This window comes from Pseudomonas sp. B7(2017), assembly GCF_002112745.1.
Lineage (GTDB): Bacteria > Pseudomonadota > Gammaproteobacteria > Pseudomonadales > Pseudomonadaceae > Aquipseudomonas > Aquipseudomonas ekonensis.
The window spans coordinates 199,709-219,840 of the sequence record NZ_NEIP01000007.1; the positions used below are offsets into that span (position 1 = coordinate 199,709).

General features: G+C 65.5%; 20 protein-coding genes. 8 read left to right on the top strand and 12 right to left on the bottom strand.

Annotated elements, in window-relative coordinates; all coding sequences use genetic code 11:
• Window positions 1–81: 81 nt before the first annotated feature.
• Complete coding sequence (locus CAG29_RS15745) at window positions 82–1,233, bottom strand: acyl-CoA dehydrogenase family protein (RefSeq protein WP_085583083.1); 1,152 nt, start codon at window positions 1,231–1,233, stop codon at window positions 82–84.
• A 3-nt stretch (window positions 1,234–1,236) separates the two neighbouring features.
• On the bottom strand, window positions 1,237–2,343 hold the full coding sequence (locus CAG29_RS15750; protein WP_085694751.1) for an enoyl-CoA hydratase/isomerase family protein: 1,107 nt from the start codon (window positions 2,341–2,343) through the stop codon (window positions 1,237–1,239).
• Window positions 2,344–2,797: 454 nt separating this feature from the next.
• Here CAG29_RS15750 and CAG29_RS15755 point away from each other — a divergent pair, with 454 nt between their 5' ends.
• The 7 genes from CAG29_RS15755 to astA all read left to right on the top strand — a co-directional run bounded on the left by CAG29_RS15755 (window position 2,798) and on the right by astA (window position 8,552).
• A complete protein-coding gene (locus CAG29_RS15755; protein WP_085583079.1) occupies window positions 2,798–3,577 on the top strand; it encodes a transporter substrate-binding domain-containing protein in 780 nt (259 codons plus the stop codon).
• 78 nt (window positions 3,578–3,655) lie between these two features.
• Window positions 3,656–4,381, top strand: coding sequence for an ABC transporter permease (locus tag CAG29_RS15760; protein ID WP_085694753.1), 726 nt, complete (start codon window positions 3,656–3,658; stop codon window positions 4,379–4,381).
• On the top strand, window positions 4,378–5,088 hold the full coding sequence (locus tag CAG29_RS15765) for an ABC transporter permease (RefSeq protein ID WP_085632514.1): 711 nt from the start codon (window positions 4,378–4,380) through the stop codon (window positions 5,086–5,088). Before CAG29_RS15760 ends, CAG29_RS15765 begins: the two co-directional genes overlap by 4 nt.
• Window positions 5,089–5,144: 56 nt before the next feature.
• The gene (locus tag CAG29_RS15770; protein ID WP_085583072.1) at window positions 5,145–5,906 is read left to right on the top strand and encodes an ABC transporter ATP-binding protein; all 762 of its coding nucleotides are present in this window, start codon (window positions 5,145–5,147) and stop codon (window positions 5,904–5,906) included.
• A 12-nt stretch (window positions 5,907–5,918) separates the two neighbouring features.
• A complete protein-coding gene (locus CAG29_RS15775) occupies window positions 5,919–6,398 on the top strand; it encodes an Lrp/AsnC family transcriptional regulator (protein WP_085583070.1) in 480 nt (159 codons plus the stop codon).
• Window positions 6,399–6,582: 184 nt separating this feature from the next.
• Entirely contained in the window at window positions 6,583–7,533 is a 951-nt protein-coding gene (gene ctlX / locus CAG29_RS15780) for a citrulline utilization hydrolase CtlX (RefSeq protein WP_085639618.1), read from the top strand.
• Entirely contained in the window at window positions 7,530–8,552 is a 1,023-nt protein-coding gene (gene astA, locus CAG29_RS15785; RefSeq protein ID WP_085694754.1) for an arginine N-succinyltransferase, read from the top strand. The genes ctlX and astA overlap by 4 nt, the downstream gene beginning before the upstream one ends.
• A gap of 13 nt (window positions 8,553–8,565) precedes the next feature.
• Here astA and CAG29_RS15790 read toward each other — a convergent pair whose 3' ends face one another.
• From CAG29_RS15790 to argH, 9 genes are all read right to left on the bottom strand, one after another.
• Window positions 8,566–9,261, bottom strand: coding sequence for an HPP family protein (locus tag CAG29_RS15790; RefSeq protein WP_085583064.1), 696 nt, complete (start codon window positions 9,259–9,261; stop codon window positions 8,566–8,568).
• 169 nt (window positions 9,262–9,430) lie between these two features.
• The gene (locus CAG29_RS15795; RefSeq protein ID WP_085639607.1) at window positions 9,431–10,609 is read right to left on the bottom strand and encodes an MFS transporter; all 1,179 of its coding nucleotides are present in this window, start codon (window positions 10,607–10,609) and stop codon (window positions 9,431–9,433) included.
• Between the two features lie 310 nt (window positions 10,610–10,919).
• Window positions 10,920–12,269: an MmgE/PrpD family protein gene (locus CAG29_RS15800; protein WP_085694755.1), complete on the bottom strand. Its 1,350-nt coding sequence runs from the start codon at window positions 12,267–12,269 to the stop codon at window positions 10,920–10,922.
• A complete protein-coding gene (locus tag CAG29_RS15805; protein WP_085694757.1) occupies window positions 12,266–13,153 on the bottom strand; it encodes a polysaccharide deacetylase in 888 nt (295 codons plus the stop codon). Before CAG29_RS15805 ends, CAG29_RS15800 begins: the two co-directional genes overlap by 4 nt.
• Entirely contained in the window at window positions 13,146–13,994 is an 849-nt protein-coding gene (locus CAG29_RS15810; protein ID WP_085583056.1) for a polysaccharide deacetylase, read from the bottom strand. Before CAG29_RS15810 ends, CAG29_RS15805 begins: the two co-directional genes overlap by 8 nt.
• 237 nt (window positions 13,995–14,231) lie before the next feature.
• Entirely contained in the window at window positions 14,232–15,056 is an 825-nt protein-coding gene (locus tag CAG29_RS15815) for an ABC transporter substrate-binding protein (protein WP_085583054.1), read from the bottom strand.
• A 39-nt stretch (window positions 15,057–15,095) separates the two neighbouring features.
• Window positions 15,096–15,860 carry an amino acid ABC transporter ATP-binding protein gene (locus CAG29_RS15820; protein WP_085583052.1) on the bottom strand — a complete coding sequence of 255 codons (765 nt, stop codon included), beginning with the start codon at window positions 15,858–15,860 and terminating at the stop codon, window positions 15,096–15,098.
• A gap of 20 nt (window positions 15,861–15,880) precedes the next feature.
• Window positions 15,881–16,759, bottom strand: a complete 879-nt coding sequence (locus tag CAG29_RS15825; RefSeq protein ID WP_085583049.1) for an amino acid ABC transporter permease — start codon at window positions 16,757–16,759, stop codon at window positions 15,881–15,883.
• 148 nt (window positions 16,760–16,907) lie between these two features.
• Window positions 16,908–18,335, bottom strand: a complete 1,428-nt coding sequence (argH, locus tag CAG29_RS15830; RefSeq protein WP_085583047.1) for an argininosuccinate lyase — start codon at window positions 18,333–18,335, stop codon at window positions 16,908–16,910.
• 297 nt (window positions 18,336–18,632) lie between these two features.
• Here argH and CAG29_RS15835 point away from each other — a divergent pair, with 297 nt between their 5' ends.
• Window positions 18,633–19,598 carry a LysR family transcriptional regulator gene (locus tag CAG29_RS15835; RefSeq protein WP_085583045.1) on the top strand — a complete coding sequence of 322 codons (966 nt, stop codon included), beginning with the start codon at window positions 18,633–18,635 and terminating at the stop codon, window positions 19,596–19,598.
• A gap of 2 nt (window positions 19,599–19,600) precedes the next feature.
• Here CAG29_RS15835 and CAG29_RS15840 read toward each other — a convergent pair whose 3' ends face one another.
• Complete coding sequence (locus CAG29_RS15840) at window positions 19,601–20,119, bottom strand: GNAT family N-acetyltransferase (RefSeq protein WP_085583043.1); 519 nt, start codon at window positions 20,117–20,119, stop codon at window positions 19,601–19,603.
• Window positions 20,120–20,132: the final 13 nt, after the last annotated feature.

Genomic DNA, 20,132 nt, shown 5'->3' on the forward strand with positions numbered 1-20,132 from the left:
GGCTTGCCAGCGATGGCGGAGTGTCAGTCGACACGGTTCAGAGAAAGACCGCAGCCTCATGCAGGCTGCGGTCTTTTGCTTTCAGATCAGGTAGTGCTTGAGCTCGCGGGCGATGACCATGCGCTGGATCTCGCTCGACCCTTCGTAGATCTGGGTGATCCGCGCGTCCCGGTAGTATTTCTCCACCGGGTAATCCTCCAGGTACCCGTACCCGCCATGGATCTGGATCGCCGAGGAGCAGACCTTCTCGGCCATTTCCGAGGCGAACAGCTTGGCCTGGGAGGCTTCGGACAGGCACGGCTTGCCGGCGGTGCGCAGGCGGGCGGCGTGCAGGATCATCAGCCGTGCGGCGTTCAGTTGCATGTGCATGTCGGCCAGCAGGTTGGCGATGCTCTGGTGCTCGATGATCGGCGTGCCGAACTGCACGCGCTCACGGGCGTAGGCCAGCGCCGCTTCGAAGGCTGCGCGGGCGATGCCCAAAGCCTGGGCGGCGATGCCGATGCGGCCGCCTTCGAGGTTGGACAGGGCGATGGCCAGGCCCTTGCCGCGCTCGCCCAGCAGGTTGGCCTCGGGGATGCGGCAATCGTTGAGGGTCACGGCGCAGGTGTCGGAGGCGCGGATGCCCATCTTGTGTTCGCTGCGGTCAACGGTGAAGCCCGGGGTGTCGGTGGGCACCAGGAACGCCGAGATACCTTTCTTGCCCAGCTCCGGGTCGGTCACCGCAAACACGATGGCCAGCTTGGCCCGCTTGCCATTGCTGACGAACTGCTTGGCGCCGTTGATCACCCACTGGCCGTCGCGCAGTTCGGCGCGGGTGCGCAGGTTGTGCGCCTCGGAGCCGGCCTGGGGTTCGGTCAGGCAGAAGCAGCCGATCACCTGACCGCTGGCCAGGTCCGTCAGCCAGGTCTCTTTCTGGGCCTGGCTGCCGTAGTTGAGCACCGGGCCGCAGCCTACCGAGTTGTGGATGCTCATGAACGCGCCGGTGGCACCGTCGCCGGCGGAAATCTCTTCCACCGCCAGGGCATAGGCGACGTAATCGACATAGCTGCCGCCCCATTCCTCCGGCACCACCATGCCGAGCAGGCCCAGTTCGCCCATCTTCGCCACCAGGCCGTCGTCGATCCAGCCGGCCTTTTCCCAGGCTTGCGCGTGGGGCGCGATTTCGCCGCGGGCAAAGTCCCGGGCCATGTCGCGGATCATCACTTGTTCTTCAGTCAGTTCGAGATCGTGCATGGCTCAGCTCCCGCTCTCAGTGAAACCTTGGAAGAAACCCGCGACCTGTGCGGCGTCCAGCGCCTTGAGGGTGGGCGGGTTCCAGCGTGGGGATTTGTCTTTGTCGATCAGCAGGGCGCGCACGCCCTCGATCAGGTCGCCGCGTTCGAACCACTGCCGGTCCAGGTGCAGTTCGAGGGCGAAGCAATTGTCCAGGCTCAGGTGCCGGCCCCGGCGCAGCATTTCCAGGGTCACGGCCATGGCCAGCGGCGAACGGGTCTCCATCAGGTCCGCGGTGGCGGTGGCCCATTCATGGCTGTCGGCGACGGTCACGGTGCGCAACTGTTCGACGATGGCCGGGACGTCCGGCAGGGCAAAGAAATGGTCGATGGCCGGGCGCAGGGCCTGGAGCGGCGCGTCGGGCAGGGTCTGCACGGCGAGCCCGGCCAGCAGGCTCTGCAGGTCCTTGAGCGGCGTGTCGTGCCATTGCAGGCGGTCGAGCCGCTCGTCGAGGGTCGCCAGTGCGGCGCTCTCCAGATACCAGTCCGCCAACCCGCAGTACAGCGCATCGGCGGCACGGACCTGCACGCCGGTGACGCCCAAGTAGATCCCCAGCTCGCCGGGGATGCGTGGCAGGAAATAGCTGCCGCCCACGTCCGGGAAGTAACCGATGGCCGTTTCCGGCATCGCCAGGCGGCTTTTCTCGGTGACCACCCGCAGGTCGGCGCCTTGCACCAGGCCCATGCCGCCGCCCAGGACGAAACCGTCCATCAGCGCCAGCACCGGTTTGCGGTAGCGGTGGATCGTCAGGTCGAGGGCGTATTCCTCGACGAAGAAGTCTTCGTGCAGCGTGTCGCCGCTCTTGTGGCTGTCGTACAGGGAACGGATGTCGCCGCCGGCGCAGAACGCCTTTTCGCCGGCGCCGCGCAGCACGACGGCGCGGATGCGGTCATCGCCCGCCCAGGCGTCGAGGTGGCGCTGCAACTGGCGGACCATGTCCAGGGTCAGGGCGTTGAGCCCGGCGGGGCGGTTGAGGGTCAGGTGACCGATGTGATTGCGAACCTCGGCCAGCACGTCGTTCTGTGTGGCATCCATGGACGGCGTCCGCGGGGATGAAGCCTGAGCAGTCATCAGTAACTCCCTGCTTTTATTGTTTTTTGTGCGGTGTGTGCGGTGTGCTCGCGCGCGAGCGTTGCCGGATCGTAACAGTGCAAATTTGCCGTGCACAACCGGGATCCGTGCAGGGGGTGTCTGCATTTTTGTCATGCCGGCGACCGTGTCCCGTCGCAAGTGCCGGATCTTCGGCGCCCGCGACAGAATCGGCTGTGAACGTGCCGTTATCAGCACAATAGAGGGGTCGCCGCCGCCCCAGACGACACCTGCCGCCGACGGTCTGTTGGCATTCTGGCCCCCGGATCCCGAGCGCTCTGCGCCAAGGGTTTCAGCCCGGGCATCACGCATGTCCCGGAACAAAAACAACAAGAACGCTGTTGCGGCCGATGCCGCATCGACTTTCTGTTCCTGCCCATAAAGGCGGCCGACCGGCGCGGCCGCGACAATTCCAGACAGATCAGGACTCAAGAAGATGAAAACCAAATGGCTGAGCGTGTCCGTACTCGCGTTGCTGTGCTGCACAACCGGCGCCCATGCGAAGGAATGGAAAGAGCTGCGGTTCGGCGTCAACCCCAGTTACCCGCCATTTGAATCGACCACCGCCGACGGCGGCGTGCAGGGCTTCGGCGTGGATCTGGGCAATGCGATCTGCGCCGAGCTGAAGGTCAAGTGCGTGTGGGTCAGCAATGACTTCGACGGGCTGATCCCGGCGCTCAAGGCCGGCAAGTTCGACGCCATCGAGTCGTCGATGACCGTGACCGACGCACGCAAGAAGCAGATCGACTTCACCGACCGCCTGTATGCAGGACCGACCGCCATCGTCACCCGCAAGGACTCGGGCCTGCTGCCCACCGGCGAATCCCTCAAGGGCAAGACCATCGGCTACATGCAGGGCACGATCCAGGAGGCCTACGCCAAGGCCCGTCTGGGGCCGGCCGGGGTGAAGCTGCGGGCCTACCAGAACCAGGACCAGGTCTACGCCGACTTGGTGTTCGGCCGCCTCGACGCGTCGATCCAGGACAAGCTGCAGGCGCAGATGAGTTTCCTCGCATCCCCCCAGGGCGCGCCGTTCCAGAACAGCGAAGGCATCAGCGACCCGATGATCCCGTCGGACATCGCCATCGGCGTGCGCCAGGGCAACGACGAGCTCAAGGGCATGCTCAACGCCGCCATCAAGGCCCTGCATGACAAGGGCATCTACGCGCAGATCCAGCGCAAGCACTTCGGCGACCTGGACCTCTACAACAACTGATCCCCGCGCCCGCCGCGCCCTGTGTGCTGTCCAAGCGCGCAGCGCACAGAGGCGGGCGGCAAACGACAGGTGACTGGCGTGAATGAATTCCTGAGTTGGACCGGGCTCGATCTGTCGAGCCTGCAAGGCTACGGCCCGCTGTTGCTGCACGGCACATGGGTGACCCTGCAACTGTCGGCGCTGGCGCTGCTGGTGAGCATGGCCCTGGGCCTGTTGGGGGCGGCGGCCAAGCTGTCGCCGCTCAAGCTGCTGAACCTGCCGGCGACGTTCTACACCACGCTGATCCGCGGCGTGCCGGATCTGGTGCTGATGCTGCTGATCTTCTACAGCCTGCAGGGCTGGGTGAGCAGCCTCACTGAACTGATGGGCTGGCCGTACCTGGAGATCGATCCGTTCGTGGCGGGCATCGTCACCCTCGGTTTCATCTACGGCGCGTACTTCACCGAAACCTTCCGCGGGGCGATCCTCAGCGTGCCGCGGGGTCAGCAAGAGGCCGCCGCGTGCTTCGGCCTCGACCGCTGGCAGCGTTTCCGCTTCGTGGTGTTCCCGCAGATGATGCGCTTCGCCTTGCCGAGCCTGGGCAACAACTGGCTGGTGCTGCTCAAGGCCACGGCGCTGGTGTCGATCATCGGCCTGTCGGACCTGGTCAAGGTGGCCCAGGAGGCGGGCAAGAGCACGTTCAACATGCTCGACTTCCTGCTGCTGGCGGCGGCGCTGTACCTGCTGATCACCAGCGTCTCCAATTACGTGCTGCGCGCGCTGGAGCGCCGCTACAACCTGGGCGTGCGGGGGATGGCGCGATGATCGAACTGATTGCCGAGTACTGGAAACCCTTCCTGTTCAGCGACGGCGAGGCCCTGACCGGCCTGGCGATGACCCTCTGGCTGCTGGTGGCGAGCATCGCGATGGGGTTCTGCCTGTCGCTGCCTTTGGCGGTCATGCGCGTCTCGCGCCTGGGTGTGGTGCGCTGGCCGGTGCAGCTGTTCACCTACGTGTTCCGCGGCACGCCGCTGTATATCCAGTTGCTGATCTGCTACAGCGGGATCTACGGCATCGCTGCGGTGCGCTCGCAGCCGTTGCTCGAAGCGTTCTTTCGCGACGCGATGAACTGCACGTTGCTGGCGTTCACCCTGAACACCTGCGCCTACACCGTGGAGATCTTCGCCGGGGCGATCCGCAGCATTCCCTACGGCGAGATCGAAGCGGCCCATGCCTACGGCCTCAGCGGCTGGCGCCTGTACCGGCGGCTGATCCTGCCGTCGGCGCTGCGCCGGGCGCTGCCGTACTACAGCAACGAAGTGATCCTGATGCTGCACGCCACCTCGGTGGCGTTCACGGCCACCATCCCCGACATCCTCAAGGTCGCCCGGGACGCCAACGCCGCGACGTTCATGACCTTTCAGGCGTTCGGCATCGCCGGCCTGCTGTACCTCGCGCTGTCGTTCGGCCTGGTCGGCGCATTCCGCCTGGCGGAGCGGCGCTGGCTGAACTTCCTCGGCCCGGCCCACTGATCCTTTCTTTTGATCCAGAGCCGCGCCGGTGCAGGGCGGCTCCAGGAGTTTGATCCATGTACAAACTGACGGTAGAAAATCTGTACAAGCGCTTCGGTGACAACGAAGTGCTCAAGGGCGTCTCGTTGAACGCGCGGGCCGGTGATGTGGTGAGCATGATCGGCGCCAGCGGTTCGGGCAAAAGCACTATGCTGCGTTGCATCAACTTTCTGGAGCGGGCGGACGAGGGCGCCATCACCCTGGACGGCGAACGGATCCTCACGCGGCAGGGCGCCGGCGGCATGCGGGTGGCCAACCCCAAACAATTGCAGTCGCTGCGCACGCGTCTGGCGATGGTGTTCCAGCATTTCAACCTGTGGAGCCACCTGACCGTGCTGGAGAACATCGTGCTTGCGCCCTGCCGGGTGTTGGGCGAAACCCGCAAGGAGGCCGAAGAGCGGGCGCTGGCCTACCTGGACAAGGTCGGCCTGCCGCAGCGGGTGGCGCAGCAGTACCCGGCGTTCCTCTCCGGCGGCCAGCAGCAGCGGGTGGCGATCGCCCGGGCATTGGCGGTGGAGCCGGAGATCCTGCTGTTCGACGAGCCGACCTCGGCGCTGGATCCGGAACTGGTCGGCGAAGTGCTGAAAGTGATTCAGGCCCTGGCCGAAGAGGGGCGCACCATGCTGATGGTCACCCACGAAATGGGCTTTGCCCGGCAGGTGTCCAGCCAGGTGCTGTTCCTGCACCAGGGACGGGTGGAGGAGCAGGGCGACGCGAGCCTGCTCGACCGGCCGCGCAGCGAGCGTTTGCAGCAATTCCTATCGGGTCGTTTGAAGTGAGGCAAGGGATACATGGCGGACATCCGCGATCTGACGATCGTGCTTGATCGGATCGATCAGGCCATCATCGAAGTGCTGCGCCACGAAGGGCGCATCACCTATCAAAAGCTCTCCGAGCGCGTGCACCTGACGCCCAGGCCTTGCCTGGAACGGGTGCGCAAACTTGAACAGCTCGGCGTCATCCGGGGCTACGGGGCGATTCTCGACGAGAAGAAGCTGACGCCGGGGCTCTCGCTGCTGGTGCTGGTGGCGCTGTCGAACCAGAGCGGGCGCGCGGCGCAGAAGGCCTTCGAGGCCAAGGTGCGCGCCTGCCCGCAAGTGCTTGAATGCCGGCTGATCAGCGGTGCGTTCGACTACAGCCTGCGCATGCGCTGCCGGGACATGGAGCACTACCGGGTGCTGACGGAAGTGTGGTTCGACGACCCGGACCTGCACATCGACAAACTGGTCAGCCACCCGGAACTGGCGACGGTGAAGACCACGATGGAGTGAGCCGGCCCGACACCAAGACCGCAGCCCGCAGGCTGCGGTTTTTTTTGCCCGGGCGCCTGCCGAATCGGCTGGGCAAACAGCCGATTTCGACCGTTTCCATCACTGGCGGTCGGCGCAACAACCGGGTTTGTTCCGGGCCGGAACAGACAATGGGCACCTCCCAACCCTCATCGGTTCCGTGCCCATGCAGACCACCAACACCGTTTTGATGATTCGCCCGACACGCTTTTCCTTCAACCAGGACACGGCGGCGAACAACCGCTTCCAGCGCCCGGCGGAGCACGCCGAAGACGTGCAGCTCAAGGCCTTGCAGGAATTCGACGGCTACGTCGCCGCGCTGCGCGGGCACGGGGTCGAGGTGCTGGTGCACAACGACCGCGAGGCCCCGCACACCCCCGACTCGATCTTCCCCAACAACTGGTGGAGCAGCCACCCCGACGGCACGCTGGTGCTGTACCCGATGCAAGGGCAGAACCGCCGGCTGGAGCGCGACAAAGGCGTGCTCGACTGGCTGGGCGAAACCTACCGGGTCGAGCGCCTGGTGGACCTTTCCGGGCTGGAGCGCCAAGCGGTGTTTCTGGAGGGCACCGGCAGCATGGTGCTCGACCGTCAGCAGCGCATCTGCTACGCCGGCTATTCGACCCGCACCCACGGCCATGCCCTGGAGCAGGCGGTCGAGCAGTTGGGGTATTCGCTGTGCGCCTTCAACGCCGTCGACCGCCAGGGCGTGGCGATCTATCACACCAACGTGATGATGAGCGTCGGCACCCGGCTGGCTGTAGCGTGCCTGGACAGCGTCGCCGATGCCGGCGAGCGCCGGGCGCTGCGTTCGCGGCTGGAGGAGAGCGGCAAGCAGGTGATCGCCCTGGACTGGGCCCAGCTCGAATCCTTCGCCGGCAACATGCTGGAAGTCCACAACGACGCCGGCGAGCCGCTGCTGGTGATGTCGCGCACCGCGTGGCAATCGCTGAACGCCGCCCAGCGCCGCACCCTCGAAAGCCTGGCCACGCCGCTGCCGGTGAACATCGACACCATCGAACGCATCGGCGGCGGCAGCGCACGCTGCATGCTGGCCGAGGTGTTTTTCCCCAAACGCGAGCCGCAACCGCTGACCGCCAAGGAGCGCACCCGATGATCGTCCGTCCAGCCACCCCCGATGACTTGCCCGCCTTGCTGGCCCTGGCCCACAGCGCCGGCGCCGGTTTGACCACCTTGCCCGCCGACGCGGCCCGTTTGCGCCAGCGCCTGGACTGGGCGGCGAAAACCTTCGCGAAAGAAGCCTCCCGAGCCGATGCCGATTACCTGTTCGTGCTGCAGAACCCGCACGGCGAGGCCATCGGCATCTGCGCCCTGGCCGGCGCGGTGGGCCTGCGCGAGCCCTGGTACAACTACCGCTTGGGGCTGTTCGTGGCGGCGTCGAAGAACCTCGGCATCAACCAGCAACTGCCCACGCTGTTCCTGGGCAACGACATGACCGGCCAATCGGAGCTGTGCTCGCTGTTCCTGCACGCCGACCACCGCAGCGGCCTCAACGGCCGGTTGCTGTCCAAGGCGCGGTTCCTGTTCCTGGCGGAGTTCCGCGAGCGCTTCGGCGACAAGGTCATCGCCGAAATGCGCGGCTATTCGGACGAGAACGGGGTGTCGCCGTTCTGGGAAGGGTTGGGCCGGCACTTCTTCAAGATGGACTTCGCTGATGCCGACTACCTCACAGGCCTGGGCAACAAGACCTTCATCGCCGAACTGATGCCCAAGTTCCCGCTGCCCACCTGCCTGCTGCCGGAAGCCGCCCGCGCGGTGATCGGTCGCGTCCACCCCAACACCGAACCGGCGCTGGGCATGCTCAAGGCCGAAGGCTTCGAACACCGCGACTACATCGACATCTTCGACGGCGGTCCGCTGATCGAATGCGACACCGGCCAGATCCGCGCCGTGCGCGACAGCCAGGTGCTGCAACTGAGCCTCGGCACACCGGGGGACGGGGCGGATACCTGGCTGATCCACAACCGTGGGTTCGCCGACTGCAAGATCACGGCCGCGCCGGCGCGGGTGGCGGCGGGCACCTTGATCGTCGATGCGCAGACCGCCGGCACGCTGGGGCTGACGGCCGGGGCGTCGGTGCGGGCGGTGCCGGCGCGGCAGCAAGCGGCGGCGTGAGCTCGGCCCGAGGTCAGGGCTTGGCGCCGAGCACTTCGCCGATGCTGCGCCGTTTGGCGTGCAGCTCGCTGGCATGGATCAGTTGCTCAAGGTCTTCCGGGGTGACGTCGATGAAGGCTTCCATATCGGCCAGGGCCAGTTTGAGGTCGTCGGCGGTGATGGCCAGGGCGTCCACGGGGGCGACGGCGGGGGCCGGTTCGGCGGGGCGCTTGGGGTAGTGGATGCGCGTCAGGTTGTTGTAGGCCAGCGCGCAGACCACCAGGCTCACCGCGCTGAGCATCACAGGCCCCAGGGCCGTCCAGTCCATGGCCACGGTGGCGGGGTCGGCCAGCACCATCGTCAGGGCCACGGCACCGGCCGGGGGGTGCAGGCAGCGCAGCCAGCACATCACGATCAGCGCCATGCCGGCCGCCAGGCAAGCGCTGCCCAGGGTGCGGCCCAGCACATGGGCCACCAACAGCGCGACTGTGCCGGCGCACAGGTAGCCGCCGACGATCGACCAGGGTTGCGCCAGGGCACCGGAGGACACCGCAAACAGCAGCACCGCCGAAGCGCCCAGCGGGCCCATCACGTGATAGGCCGCCTGGATGCCGAACACCTGGCTGCACACCCAGACGCTGACCAGCGTGCCCAGGGCCATGCCGACGGCGGCGCGGCTCCATTCGGTGGGACGGGTGTTGACGGCGGCAGGCAACCAGCGGGCGAGCATGTGAAGACGTTCCTCGTGGATCGGGCAGAAAAGCGCAAGGCAAAAAAAAGGACTTGTCCGTGATGTCCGGAAAGTCCTTCGAAACGTTCCAACTATTGGGGGAGGAACGCGCACAGTGTGCCAAGCAAACTGGATGCTGACAAATTCATATAAATGCAGTTTCAGTGCACTATTTTTGCAGTAAGGCCACCCGCCGTCCGCTCATGAAGCACAGGAAGCCGCCCATCGCGGTCAACCCGCTCAAGGCGTAGAACATGGTCGGCGCCGGGGTGTGCATCAGCAGGAAGCCGCAGATCACCGGGCTCAGGGCGCCGCCCAGGGCCGCCAGGTTCTGCGCGCCGTAGTAGCTGCCGCGCAGTTCTTCCGGGGCCAGGGTGTCGACGAACAGGAACTCGGACGGGTAAATGATCATCTCGCCGAGGGTGAAGATGAACATGGCGACGCACCAGCTCACCAGGCTGTCGGCCAGGCTGAAGCCGATCAGGCCGGCGATGAACAGGCCCGTGCCGGCGACGATCCAGTAGCGCAGCTTTTCCCGGCTCAGGAACCGGCCGATCTGGTATTGCAGCAGGATCACCGCGATGGCGTTGCAGGCGAGCAGGGCGGCCATGGTCTTGAGGGCCTGCTGCGAATCCTCGACCACCAGCAGGTACTGCGACAGGTACAGGGTGAAGCGCCCGTGCACCACGGTGCTGAGCAGGCAGCCGCAGGTGAACATGATCAGGGTGCGGTCGTTCTTCAGGGTCACCAGGGTCTTGAGAAAGCTCTGGGGCTGGCCGATCACGGCCACGGGGTTGGCGTCCTTGGGGATGCCGACCATCAGGAAGATGCTGGCGAAAGCGATGGCGGCGGCGATCAGGAACGGCGCGATCGGATAGACCCCGGCGATCACCACCCCGAGCATCGGGCCGGTGGCGTAGCCGATGTTGGTCAGGGTGTAGCGCAGGGAGAACGCCTTGGCCCGCTGGTTGATCGGCAGGTGTTCGCTGAGGATCGCCTTGGAGCCGATCAGGAACAGGGCCGAGGCGGTTTCGGTGATCACCAGGGTGGCGGTGGTCAGGTACAGATTGTGGGCGAACGTCAGCAGCACGAAGCCGATGGCGCTGGAGAGCATCGCCAGGATCAGCAACCGGCGCTTTTCCAGGCGGTCGATGATGTAGCCGCCGTACAGCGCGAGCAGGGTGGCGATGAACACCGCGATGCCCAGCAGCAGGCCGACGTCCTGCTGGTTGAGGCCCAGCTTCTGGCTCAGGAACAGGGTGAGCAGCGGGCTGGTGATGGCGCGGCTGACGACGATGGTCAGCGAGACGATCATCAGACGGCGGATAACGAGCGAATACTTGGCCACGGAAAATCAAATGTCCTTATTCATTTAGTGTTTTGCTCAACTGGAAACCGCGTGGCCTTCATCGCTGGCAAGCCAGCTCCCACAGGAATCCCGGCCGGACGCAGAACCTGAGCCCGGCACACAACCCTTGTGGGAGCCAGCCTGCTGGCGATGAGGCCGGCACATCTAGCCTCGATGTCGCCTGCCGGATCGCCATCGCCAGCAGGCTGGCTCCTACAGGAATTTCGGCTGGATGCAGGACCTGAGCCCGCCGCAAAAACCTGTGGGAGCTGGCTTGCCAGCGATGAGGCCAAATGCGGCCCCCCAACAATCACGTCAGCCACGGCTCAAGCCCCGATACCGATTCCAGCGACTCCAGATGCCGCAATCGTTCCAGCAACCCTTCGGCCCGCTCCTGAGGCAACGCCCGCAGCGCCAGGCTGAAGAACTTCTCCTCCAGCGCCGCATCGCTCAGCGGATTGCCCGGCGCCCCCAACGGCACCTCGACGCACAGGCTGGCCTCACGCCCGTCCACGGTGCGCACGCTGACGACCGGCTCGCCATCCTCGGACAGTTGCCCGTCCACTTCAAGGCGAATCCGCGTCATCCACCGGGCAATGTCCGGATCGTCGCGCCGGGCGTCGTCGTAGGCCGAGAGCCGGCAATGCCCATGCGCCAGCCGCGCCGCGAGGGCGTAGGGCAGGCTCATCTGCGCCGCCGCCAGCGAAGCGGTGTCGCGCCCGCCGCACATGGCCTGCAAAAAGCCGCACAGGCGCACTTGGACGTCTTCCACCTGAGGCGCCTCGACCTTGAGCTGCGCCATCAGCAGCCCCAACGCATCGATCGCCGAATGCGTCCCTCGGCACGCCGCATAAGGCTTGATCGAACAGCGGGCGAGTTTCCACACCTGGCCCAGGTCCGCCACCAGCGCCGCCGGTTGCGCGGTGCCTGGCGCGAGAGTCTTGAGAAAGCCGCCCCACACGTCATCGAACAGTTGCGACGGTCCGCTGATCCCTTCGCGGGCGAAGCGGGCGGCGAGCAACCCGCCCTCGGCGGCGCGGCCGCTGTGCAGTTTCTTGCTCTGCGAGCCGTCGTGGATGAACGCCCACAGACCGCCGCTGAAACTGCCGGCGATGCCCAGTGCCGACACGGTCTGCGCCGCGTCCAGGCCGAAGATCCGCGCGCTGGCCGCCGCCGCGCCGAACACCCCGCAGGTGGCGGTCGAGTGCCAGCCGGCGCCGTTGTGGGCCGAATAGCTGCCGCAGGCTTCCAGCACCCGTCGGCCGATCTCGTAGCCGATCACCACGGCGGTGATGAACTCGCGACCGCTCACCGGGCGCTCCGCCAGCGACAGTGCGGCCATCGCCGCCGGCAGCACCACGGCGCCGGAGTGGTCGCAGCCGCCGGTGTCGTCCAGCTCCAGCGCGTGGGCGGCGATGCCGTTGAGCAATGCGGCATCGCCGGCCCCGACCCGCTGTGAAGTGCCCCAGACCGGCACGGTTCCGGGGGCGCTGGCGAACAGCCGTTGCGCCTGAAGCGCCACGCGGCTGTCCGCCCCGGCGAGCGCTGCGCCGAAAGTGTCGAGGATGTGCCGCTTGGCCTGGGCCACCAGCGCCTCGGGCAGTGCTTCGAACCGGGTTTCGACGCAGAACTGCGCCAACCGCTGCATCGATTCGGTCATGTGAGGTAATCCCGATAATGCCGCTCATACACCGAGGCGGGATGATCCGCGCCCACCGCTTCAGCCTTCTGTGCCCACCATCGGGCGATGTCGGCGCCGCTGGCGATCCACACGTCGCCGTGCTGGCGGATGCTCTCCAGCAGCTCGCGCAGCACGCCGATCCGGCCCGGCGTGGCGATGATTTCCGGGTGCAGGCGCAGCACGTAGCACAGGCCGAACCGGTGGAAACCGGCGAAGTCCAGCAGCAGGTTGCGCAGCGTGTGGCTGTAGGAGGCGATCCGCGACTGGGCCGGCGGTACGGCGGGGCTCAGGTTGAAGGCGAAGTAGGGTTCGTCTTCCAGTTCGTAGTGCAGCGGCAGCTCGATTACGTCCGGCGCCGTCGGGTGGGCGAACGGCAGGTCATCGCCGCGCCATGAGGACGACCAGCGAATGCCTTCGTCGCGCAGCGCTTCGATGAACCCCGGCGCGCCGTTGCCGGCCGGAATGCGGAAACCGGTCGGGCGTTGCCCGGTCAGCGTTTGCAGCGCCGCGCAGCCCTTGGCCACCTCGGCGCGTTGCGCCGCCAGGTCCAGGGTGTCGTAGTCCTGGTGGCGGTAGCCGGCACAGGCGATTTCGTGCCCGTCGGCCAGGATCGCGGCGATGTGCTGCGGGTTCTCTTCGGCGACGATGCCGGGGACGAACCAGGTGGCGGTCACTTCCAGTTCCTTGAACAGCCGCAACAGCCGTTCGATGCCCCGTTGGGTGCCGTAGCGCCACACCGACAGGGTCTTGTCGCGCCCGGCCACTTCGGGGGCCTGGGTGAGAATGCCGTGGATGTCGTTGTAGTCGACGGTCAGCGCCACGGCGCAGCGGCGGCCGGCAGGCCAGACGGTGGCGTCAGTCATGGTGATGCTCCTTGAGCCACCAGCGGGCGACGTCGCGGCAGGTGGCGAACCACACGTCGTCACGCTCGCGCATGTGTTCGAAGAGTTGTTCCAGCAGCAGGATGCGCCCAGGCTTGCCGGTGATTTTCGGGTGGAACAGGGTGGTCAGGCACAGCCCTTCGTCCATCGCGCCGTCGTACTCGCGCCGCCAGTTGTCCAGGGTCAGGGCGTAGCTGGCGGTGCGGTCCAGGCCGGACGGGAAGTTCGGCGCGCGGGTGTAGGCGAGGGAGGCGTAGTCGTCCATTTCCCAGCGGCCGGGGATCTCCACCAGCGGCGTGGCGTGGCCCGGCACGTCGACCAGGTACGGGCGGTCGTCGCCGCGCATGCTGCTGGAATAGATGACGCCGTTGTCGGCGAGCATCTTCGGGGTCTCGGCGCGCCAGTCGCCGGACGGGGTGCGGAAACCCTCGGCGCGGATGTGCAGGTGCTGCCAGAACACCTCGCGGGATTTCTGCATGACGGCCTGCTGCTCGTCGAGCGTCAGGGCGTAGAAGGATTCGTGCTTGTAGCCGTGGTAGGCCACCTCATGGCCGCGCTCGACGATGGCCTGGCATTGCCTTGGCCAGTTCTCCACGACCCAGGCCGGGACGAAGAACGTGGTCGGCAGCCTGAACGCGTCGAGCAGGTCCAACAGGCGCGGCAAGGCACGGTAAGGGCCGTAGCCGCCGAAGCCGAAATACTCGGGCTTGCGCCAGATCGAGCCGTTGAGCATGGCGTCGCCGGTGGGGCCGTCGAGGTCGAAGGCCAGGGCCAGACAGGCTTTGTGCCCGTCGGGCCAGGTGGGGGGAAGCGGGGAGGACATCACAGGCACTCCAACCATCAATGGATAAACACAAGACCTTGCGGGGGCGGCCTTGCGGTGTGTCATTGGCCGGAGATTTCGCCTGATCCGGCCCTATCGCGGGCAAGCCCGCTCCCACAGGGTTAAATGTCGGGCCCGGGTTCTGTGTACGACCGGGATTCCTGTGGGAGCGGGCTTGCCCGCGATGAGGCCGGTACAGCCGACACCGCCATCGCGATCAGGCCCGCTCCCGCAGGCTCACTTGCCGGCGTTGACGGTCACGTTCTTGATCGCGCCCAGTTCCAGGTCCCATTTCTTCAGGATCGCGCCGTAGCTGCCGTCATCCACCATGCTCTGCAACGCGACTTTCACCGCCTCGCTCAGCTCAGGCTTCTTCTTGCTCACGCCAAGGCCGGTGAACTGCACGGAGATCGGCTGGCCGACGGTCTTGTACATGTCCTTTTCCTGGGTCTTGAGGTACGACAGGGTTTCGCTGCCCTGCATCGCCGCGTCGATCCGGCTCTGGCGCAGCTGGGCGCGGGCGTCGGCCGAGCCTTCGGTGCCGATCACCGTGATCGCAGGCTTGCCCGCCGCCTCGCAGTTGGCCTTGCTCCATTCGGCGATCTCCGACGGGAAGGTGGTGCGGCGGCTGGTGCCGACTTTCTTGCCGCACAGGTCGATGATCTCGTTGGTCGCGGCGTTCTTCTGCAAGGTGTAGAACTGCGGCCCGCTGGTGAAGTAGTCGACGAAGGTCACGCTGGCCTGGCGCTCGGCGGTGTCGGTCATGCCCGACAGCACCATGTCCACGCGGTCGGTGGTCAGGGCGTTGATCATCTGCTCGAAGCCGGTCTCCTGCCATTTGATCTTGACCCCCAGGCGCTCGGCCAGGGCGTTGCCCAGGTCGTAGTCCAGGCCGGTGAGCTGGTTGGTGGCCGGATCCTTGAAATCCATCGGCGGGTAGTTGGGCATGATCGCCACGACGATCTCGCCCTTGGCCTTGATGCTGGCCGGCAAGTCGGCGGCGGTGGCGAAACCGCAAGACATGAACGAAGCGAGTACTGCTGGAATGACGAAGTTCTTCATGGACGTTCTCTTATGAGTGTTGTGAAGGCCAAGGGGGCCTCAGGTTCGAACGGCAGAAATGAAGCTTTGGGTGCGCGGGTTTTGCGGGCTTATTAGTATTTCTTCGGGGCTTCCAGCCTCCACGATCTGGCCGCCGTCCATGAACACCATGCGGTTGGAAACCTCCCGGGCGAAGCCCAGTTCATGGGTGACGACGATCATGGTCATGCCGGTCTGCGCCAGGTCGCGCATCACCGACAGCACCTCACCGACCAGTTCCGGGTCGAGTGCCGAAGTGGGTTCATCGAACAGCATCAGCTTGGGCCGCATGGCCAGGGCGCGGGCGATCGCCACCCGTTGCTGCTGGCCGCCCGACAGTTCGATCGGGTAGCTGTTGCGCTTGTCGGCCAGGCCGACCCGGGCCAGCAGTTCCAGGGCCTCTTCGTGGGCCTCCTTGGGCGAACGCTTGAGCACCTGGCACGGGCCTTCGATGATGTTTTGCAGCACGGTCATGTGCGGAAACAGGTTGAAGCGCTGGAACACCATGCCGGTGGCCAGGCGCTGGCGGGCGATCTGGGTCTCGGTCAGCTCGTGCAGCTTGTGCCCGACGACGCGGTAGCCCACCAGTTCGCCGTCGACCCACAGGCCGCCCTTGTCGATCTTCTCCAGCTGGTTGACGCAGCGCAGCAGGGTGCTCTTGCCCGAGCCCGACGGGCCGATGATGCACAGCACTTCGCCTTGCTCGACCTCGATGTTGATGTCCTTGAGGGCGTGGTACTGGTCGTAATACTTGTTCAGGGCCACGGCCTTGACGATGCTTCTCATGTTCGATTCTCCTGCGCGGCTTACGAGCGCTTGCCGGCGCCGCGAGCGAAACGGCGCTCCAGGCGGCTTTGACCAAAGGACAGCACCGTGACGGTGGCCAGGTACCAGATGCCGGCGACGATCAGCAGCTCCATCACCCGGGCGTTGGCGTAGTAGATGTTCTGGGCGTTGTAGAGCAGTTCCGAGTACTGGATGACGCTGGCCAGCGAGGTCATCTTGACCATGCCGATGAATTCGTTGCCCACCGGCGGAATGATGATGCGCATGGCCTGGGGCAGGATGATCCGGCGCAGCGCCTGCAGGCGCGGCATGCCGATCGACTTGGCCGCCTCGTATTGCCCGGTGTCCACCGACAGCAGGCCGGCGCGCACCACTTCGGCGGTGTAGGCGCCCTGGTTGATGCTCAGGCCGAGCAGGGCGGCCACGAACGGCGTCATCAGGCTCACGGTGTCGAGCTCGAACAGGCCGGGAATGCCGACCGTGGGGAAGATCAGCGCCAGGTTGAACCACAGCAGCAGCTGCAGGATCAGCGGCGTGCCCCGGAACAGCCAGGTGTAGGTCAGCGCCACGTAGCGCAGGATCGGGTTGGCCGACATGCGCATGATCGCCGTGATCACCCCGAACACGATGCCCAGGGCCATGGCCAGCACGGCCATGACGATGGTGTTGAACAGGCCCCACATGATCGCTTCGGAGGTGAGGAACTGGCCGATGTACGACCATTCGATCTTGCCTTCGGCGAAGGCCCGCACCAGGCCGATGAGTGCGATGACGATCACGGTGGCGAAGAAGATCCGCCCGTAGTAGCGCCGCGGCACATGTTGGTACTGGGTGATGTCGAACTGGTTCTCCGCCAGTTTGCGCTCCGCCTGGAGTCGTTCTGCCTGAGTCTGGCTCATGGTGTTTCTCCGAACTGTACTTTCAAATCCGACACCGGTCCTTGTGGGAGCTGGCTTGCCAGCGATTGCGGTGGTCATCCGGCATCGATGTCGACGGTCTGGACGCTATCGCTGGCAAGCCAGCTCCCACAGGGGCCGCGGTCGTGTCTTAGAGGCGCAAGCCCCGGTAGTCTTCTGTCCACGCCTGCTGCGCAGCGAGGGCGGTCTTGAGCCGGCCGATCTGCTCGCGCACCTGCTGCGGCGCGGTGCCGCCCCAGCCGCTGCGGGCGGCGATGGCGGCTTCCAGGGTCAGGCTGTCGCGCACGTCGGCGGTCAGGCGCGGGTCGATTTCCGCCAGCAGGGCCGGCGAGGCTTCCCACAGCTCGATGCCGTGCTTCTCGCAGGCCTGCACCAGGGCACCGGTGATCTCGTGGGCTTCCTTGAACGGCACGCCGCGCACCGCCAGCCAGTCGGCGACTTCAGTGGCGAGGGTGAAGCCCAACGGTGCCTGGCGCCGCAGTTCCTCGACGTTGACGGTCATGGTCGCGACCATCCCGGCCATGGCCGGCAGCACCAGCAGCAGGGTGTCGACGCTGTCGAGCACGCCGTTCTTGTCCTCGCTCAGGTCGCGGTTGTACGACAGCGGCAGGGACTTGAGGGTGGACAGCAGGCCGGTCAGGTTGCCGATCAGGCGCCCGGCCTTGCCCCGCGCCAGTTCGGCGATGTCCGGGTTTTTCTTCTGCGGCATGATCGAGCTGCCGGTGGCATAGGCGTCGTCCAGGTCGACCCAGCGGAACTGGCGCGACGACCACAGGCAGAACTCTTCGGCCAGGCGCGAGATGTTGATCCCCAGCATGCTGGCGATGAACAGGAATTCGGCGACGTGGTCGCGGCTGGCGACGGCGTCGATGGAGTTCTCGCAGACGCCGGCGTAGCCCATTTCCTTGGCCGACTGCTGTGGCTGGCGGGCGATGGCGGAGCCGGCCATGGCCGCGGCGCCCAAAGGCGACAGCGACGTGCGCGCATCCCAGTCCGCCAGCCGCTGCACGTCACGCAGCATCGCTTGGGCGTGGGCCAGCAGGTGATGGGCGAACACGATCGGTTGGGCCTGCTGCAGGTGGGTGAAGCCGGGGCAGATGCTCTCCACATGTTGCTCGGCCTGGTCCACCAGGGCCTGTTGCAGGGCCAGGACTTCCACGGCCAGGGTGCGCACGTGGTCACGCAGGAACAGACGCAGGTCGTTGGCGGTCTGGTCGTTGCGCGAACGGCCGGCGCGCAGCTTGCCGCCCAAGGCGCCGAGGCGTTCGGTCAGCAGGCGTTCGATGAAGGTGTGGACGTCTTCGTCGTCCAGGGTCGGGGCGATGCGCCCGGCGGCGAAGTCGGCGCCGATGGCGTCCAGGGCCTCGATCATCGTGCGGGTTTCCTGCCCGTCGAGCAGGCCGGCCCGCTGCAGTTCGCCGGCGTGGGCCTTGGAGCCCGCCAGGTCGTACGGGGTGAGGCGGAAATAGCGCTCGGGGCAACGGGACAGGGCCGCCAGGGCAGCGGACGGACCGCTTTTGAAACGGGCGCCCCAGAGACGGTCGGTGGCTTGTGACATGTGTTGTTTTCCTCGTCGGTAACGCGAACTGAAATCGGTGTGCACGGCCTGCCGCTCACGCTGAAAAAACAGCGGACGGAATCAGGCCGAAGCAGTCTTCAAGAGGGCAGTTGCAATGTCGCGAGAGCTGATCGAAGTGTCAGCTTTTAATGTTTTGCGATCAGTGAGTTGGCACTGATGTGCGGGATTTTTTGGCGGTTGCCAAGCCTTGTTTTCTGTGTTCATTATTATTGGTCGGCGATGTTTTTGTTGTTGGACACAGATTGTTGAACATTGCGCCAGAGGTAAATCAGCATTATGGAAACCCCACTTTCCAATTCCGGAAACCCGCCGGTGAAGACTGCCCACCGGGCGCCGCTGGCCCTCAGCGGACTGGACTTCAAACTGCTCAAGGTGTTCAAGGCCGTGGTCGAGGCCGGCGGCTTCAGTGCCGCCCAGAATGAGCTGAACGTGGGCCTTGCGGCCATCAGCAAGCAGATCTCCGACCTTGAGATCCGCATCGGCATGCGCCTGTGCACCCGCGGGCGCGAGGGGTTCCACCTGACCGAGGAAGGGCGTCTGGTGTATCAGGCGTCGATTGACCTGTTTGCCTCGGTCGACAACTTTCGGGATCGGCTTAGTTCTGCGCAGAATGAACTGATCGGCGACCTTGGTATTGGCGTCATCGACAATACGATCAGCGACGTTAATTCGCCGTTAGTTGCAGCGCTTAAACGCATGAATGAAGAATCGCCGAAAGTAAGGTTTCAACTTCAGGCGACCCAGCTAGATGAAGTCGAAAGAGGCGTTGTGGAAGGTCGCTTAGTTGCCGGAATCGTGCCGGTCTATCAACGGCGGGAAGAGTTTGATTATTACCCGTTGTACGAAGAGCGCTCGGAAGTCTACTGCGCAGTCGGCCACCCGCTGTTCGACATGCCGGAGGCGCAGATGGGCAGTGACGTGCTGCTGGACCATGCCTGCATCAACCACCGCTACGCGATCCACCGGGACAAGCTCAACCATGCGCGCTACGACAGTTTTTCCGCGTCGGCGACCCAGGTCGAAGCCGTGGCGCTGCTGATCAAGACCGGGCGTTTCGTGGGTTTCCTGCCCCAGCACTACGCCGCCTCATGGGTGGCGGCCGGGCAGTTCCGGGCGGTGCGCCCGCAGGTGATCAACATCGTCACGCCGTTCAGTCTGATCCTGCGCCACAACACCGTGCGCAGCCCGTTGGTGAAGGCGTTCGCCCACGCCTTGGGCGTCGATCTGAAGGCGTCGGCCTGATCTCAGCCCAGCGTCAGTGCCATTGCGCAACGGCGCTCACCAGGCAATCCGTGGGCGATTTCGTTGTTCAGAACTTCGCTCAGACGCGGGCCGGTTTGTTCCGGGCTCAACAACTCGAATCCCATCCGTTGATAGAACGGCGCATTCCACGGCACATCGCGAAAGGTGGTCAGCGTCACCGCGGCAAGTTGCTCGTGGCGTGCCTGTTCAATGGCCGCCGACAATAACTTGCGGCCGATGCCCAGACCCTGGAAGTCCTGCCCAACGGACAATTCTTCGATATGCAGTTGACGATCGGTTTGCACCGCCCGCAAGAAGCCTGAAAGTTGTCCGTCAATGCCTTGCGCCACCCACACCCGTGCCGTTCGAATGGCCTGCCGATGCTGTTCGGCGTCGGGCACCGGGGCGTCGGCCAGCCAGGCAAGGGAAGGGTCGAGGCGGAACAGCCGCGCCGCCGACCGCTCCAGGGCGGGCAGGGCGCTGGCGTCCGATTCACGGGCCGGGCGCACGCTGAATGTCATGGGAGAAGCCGCT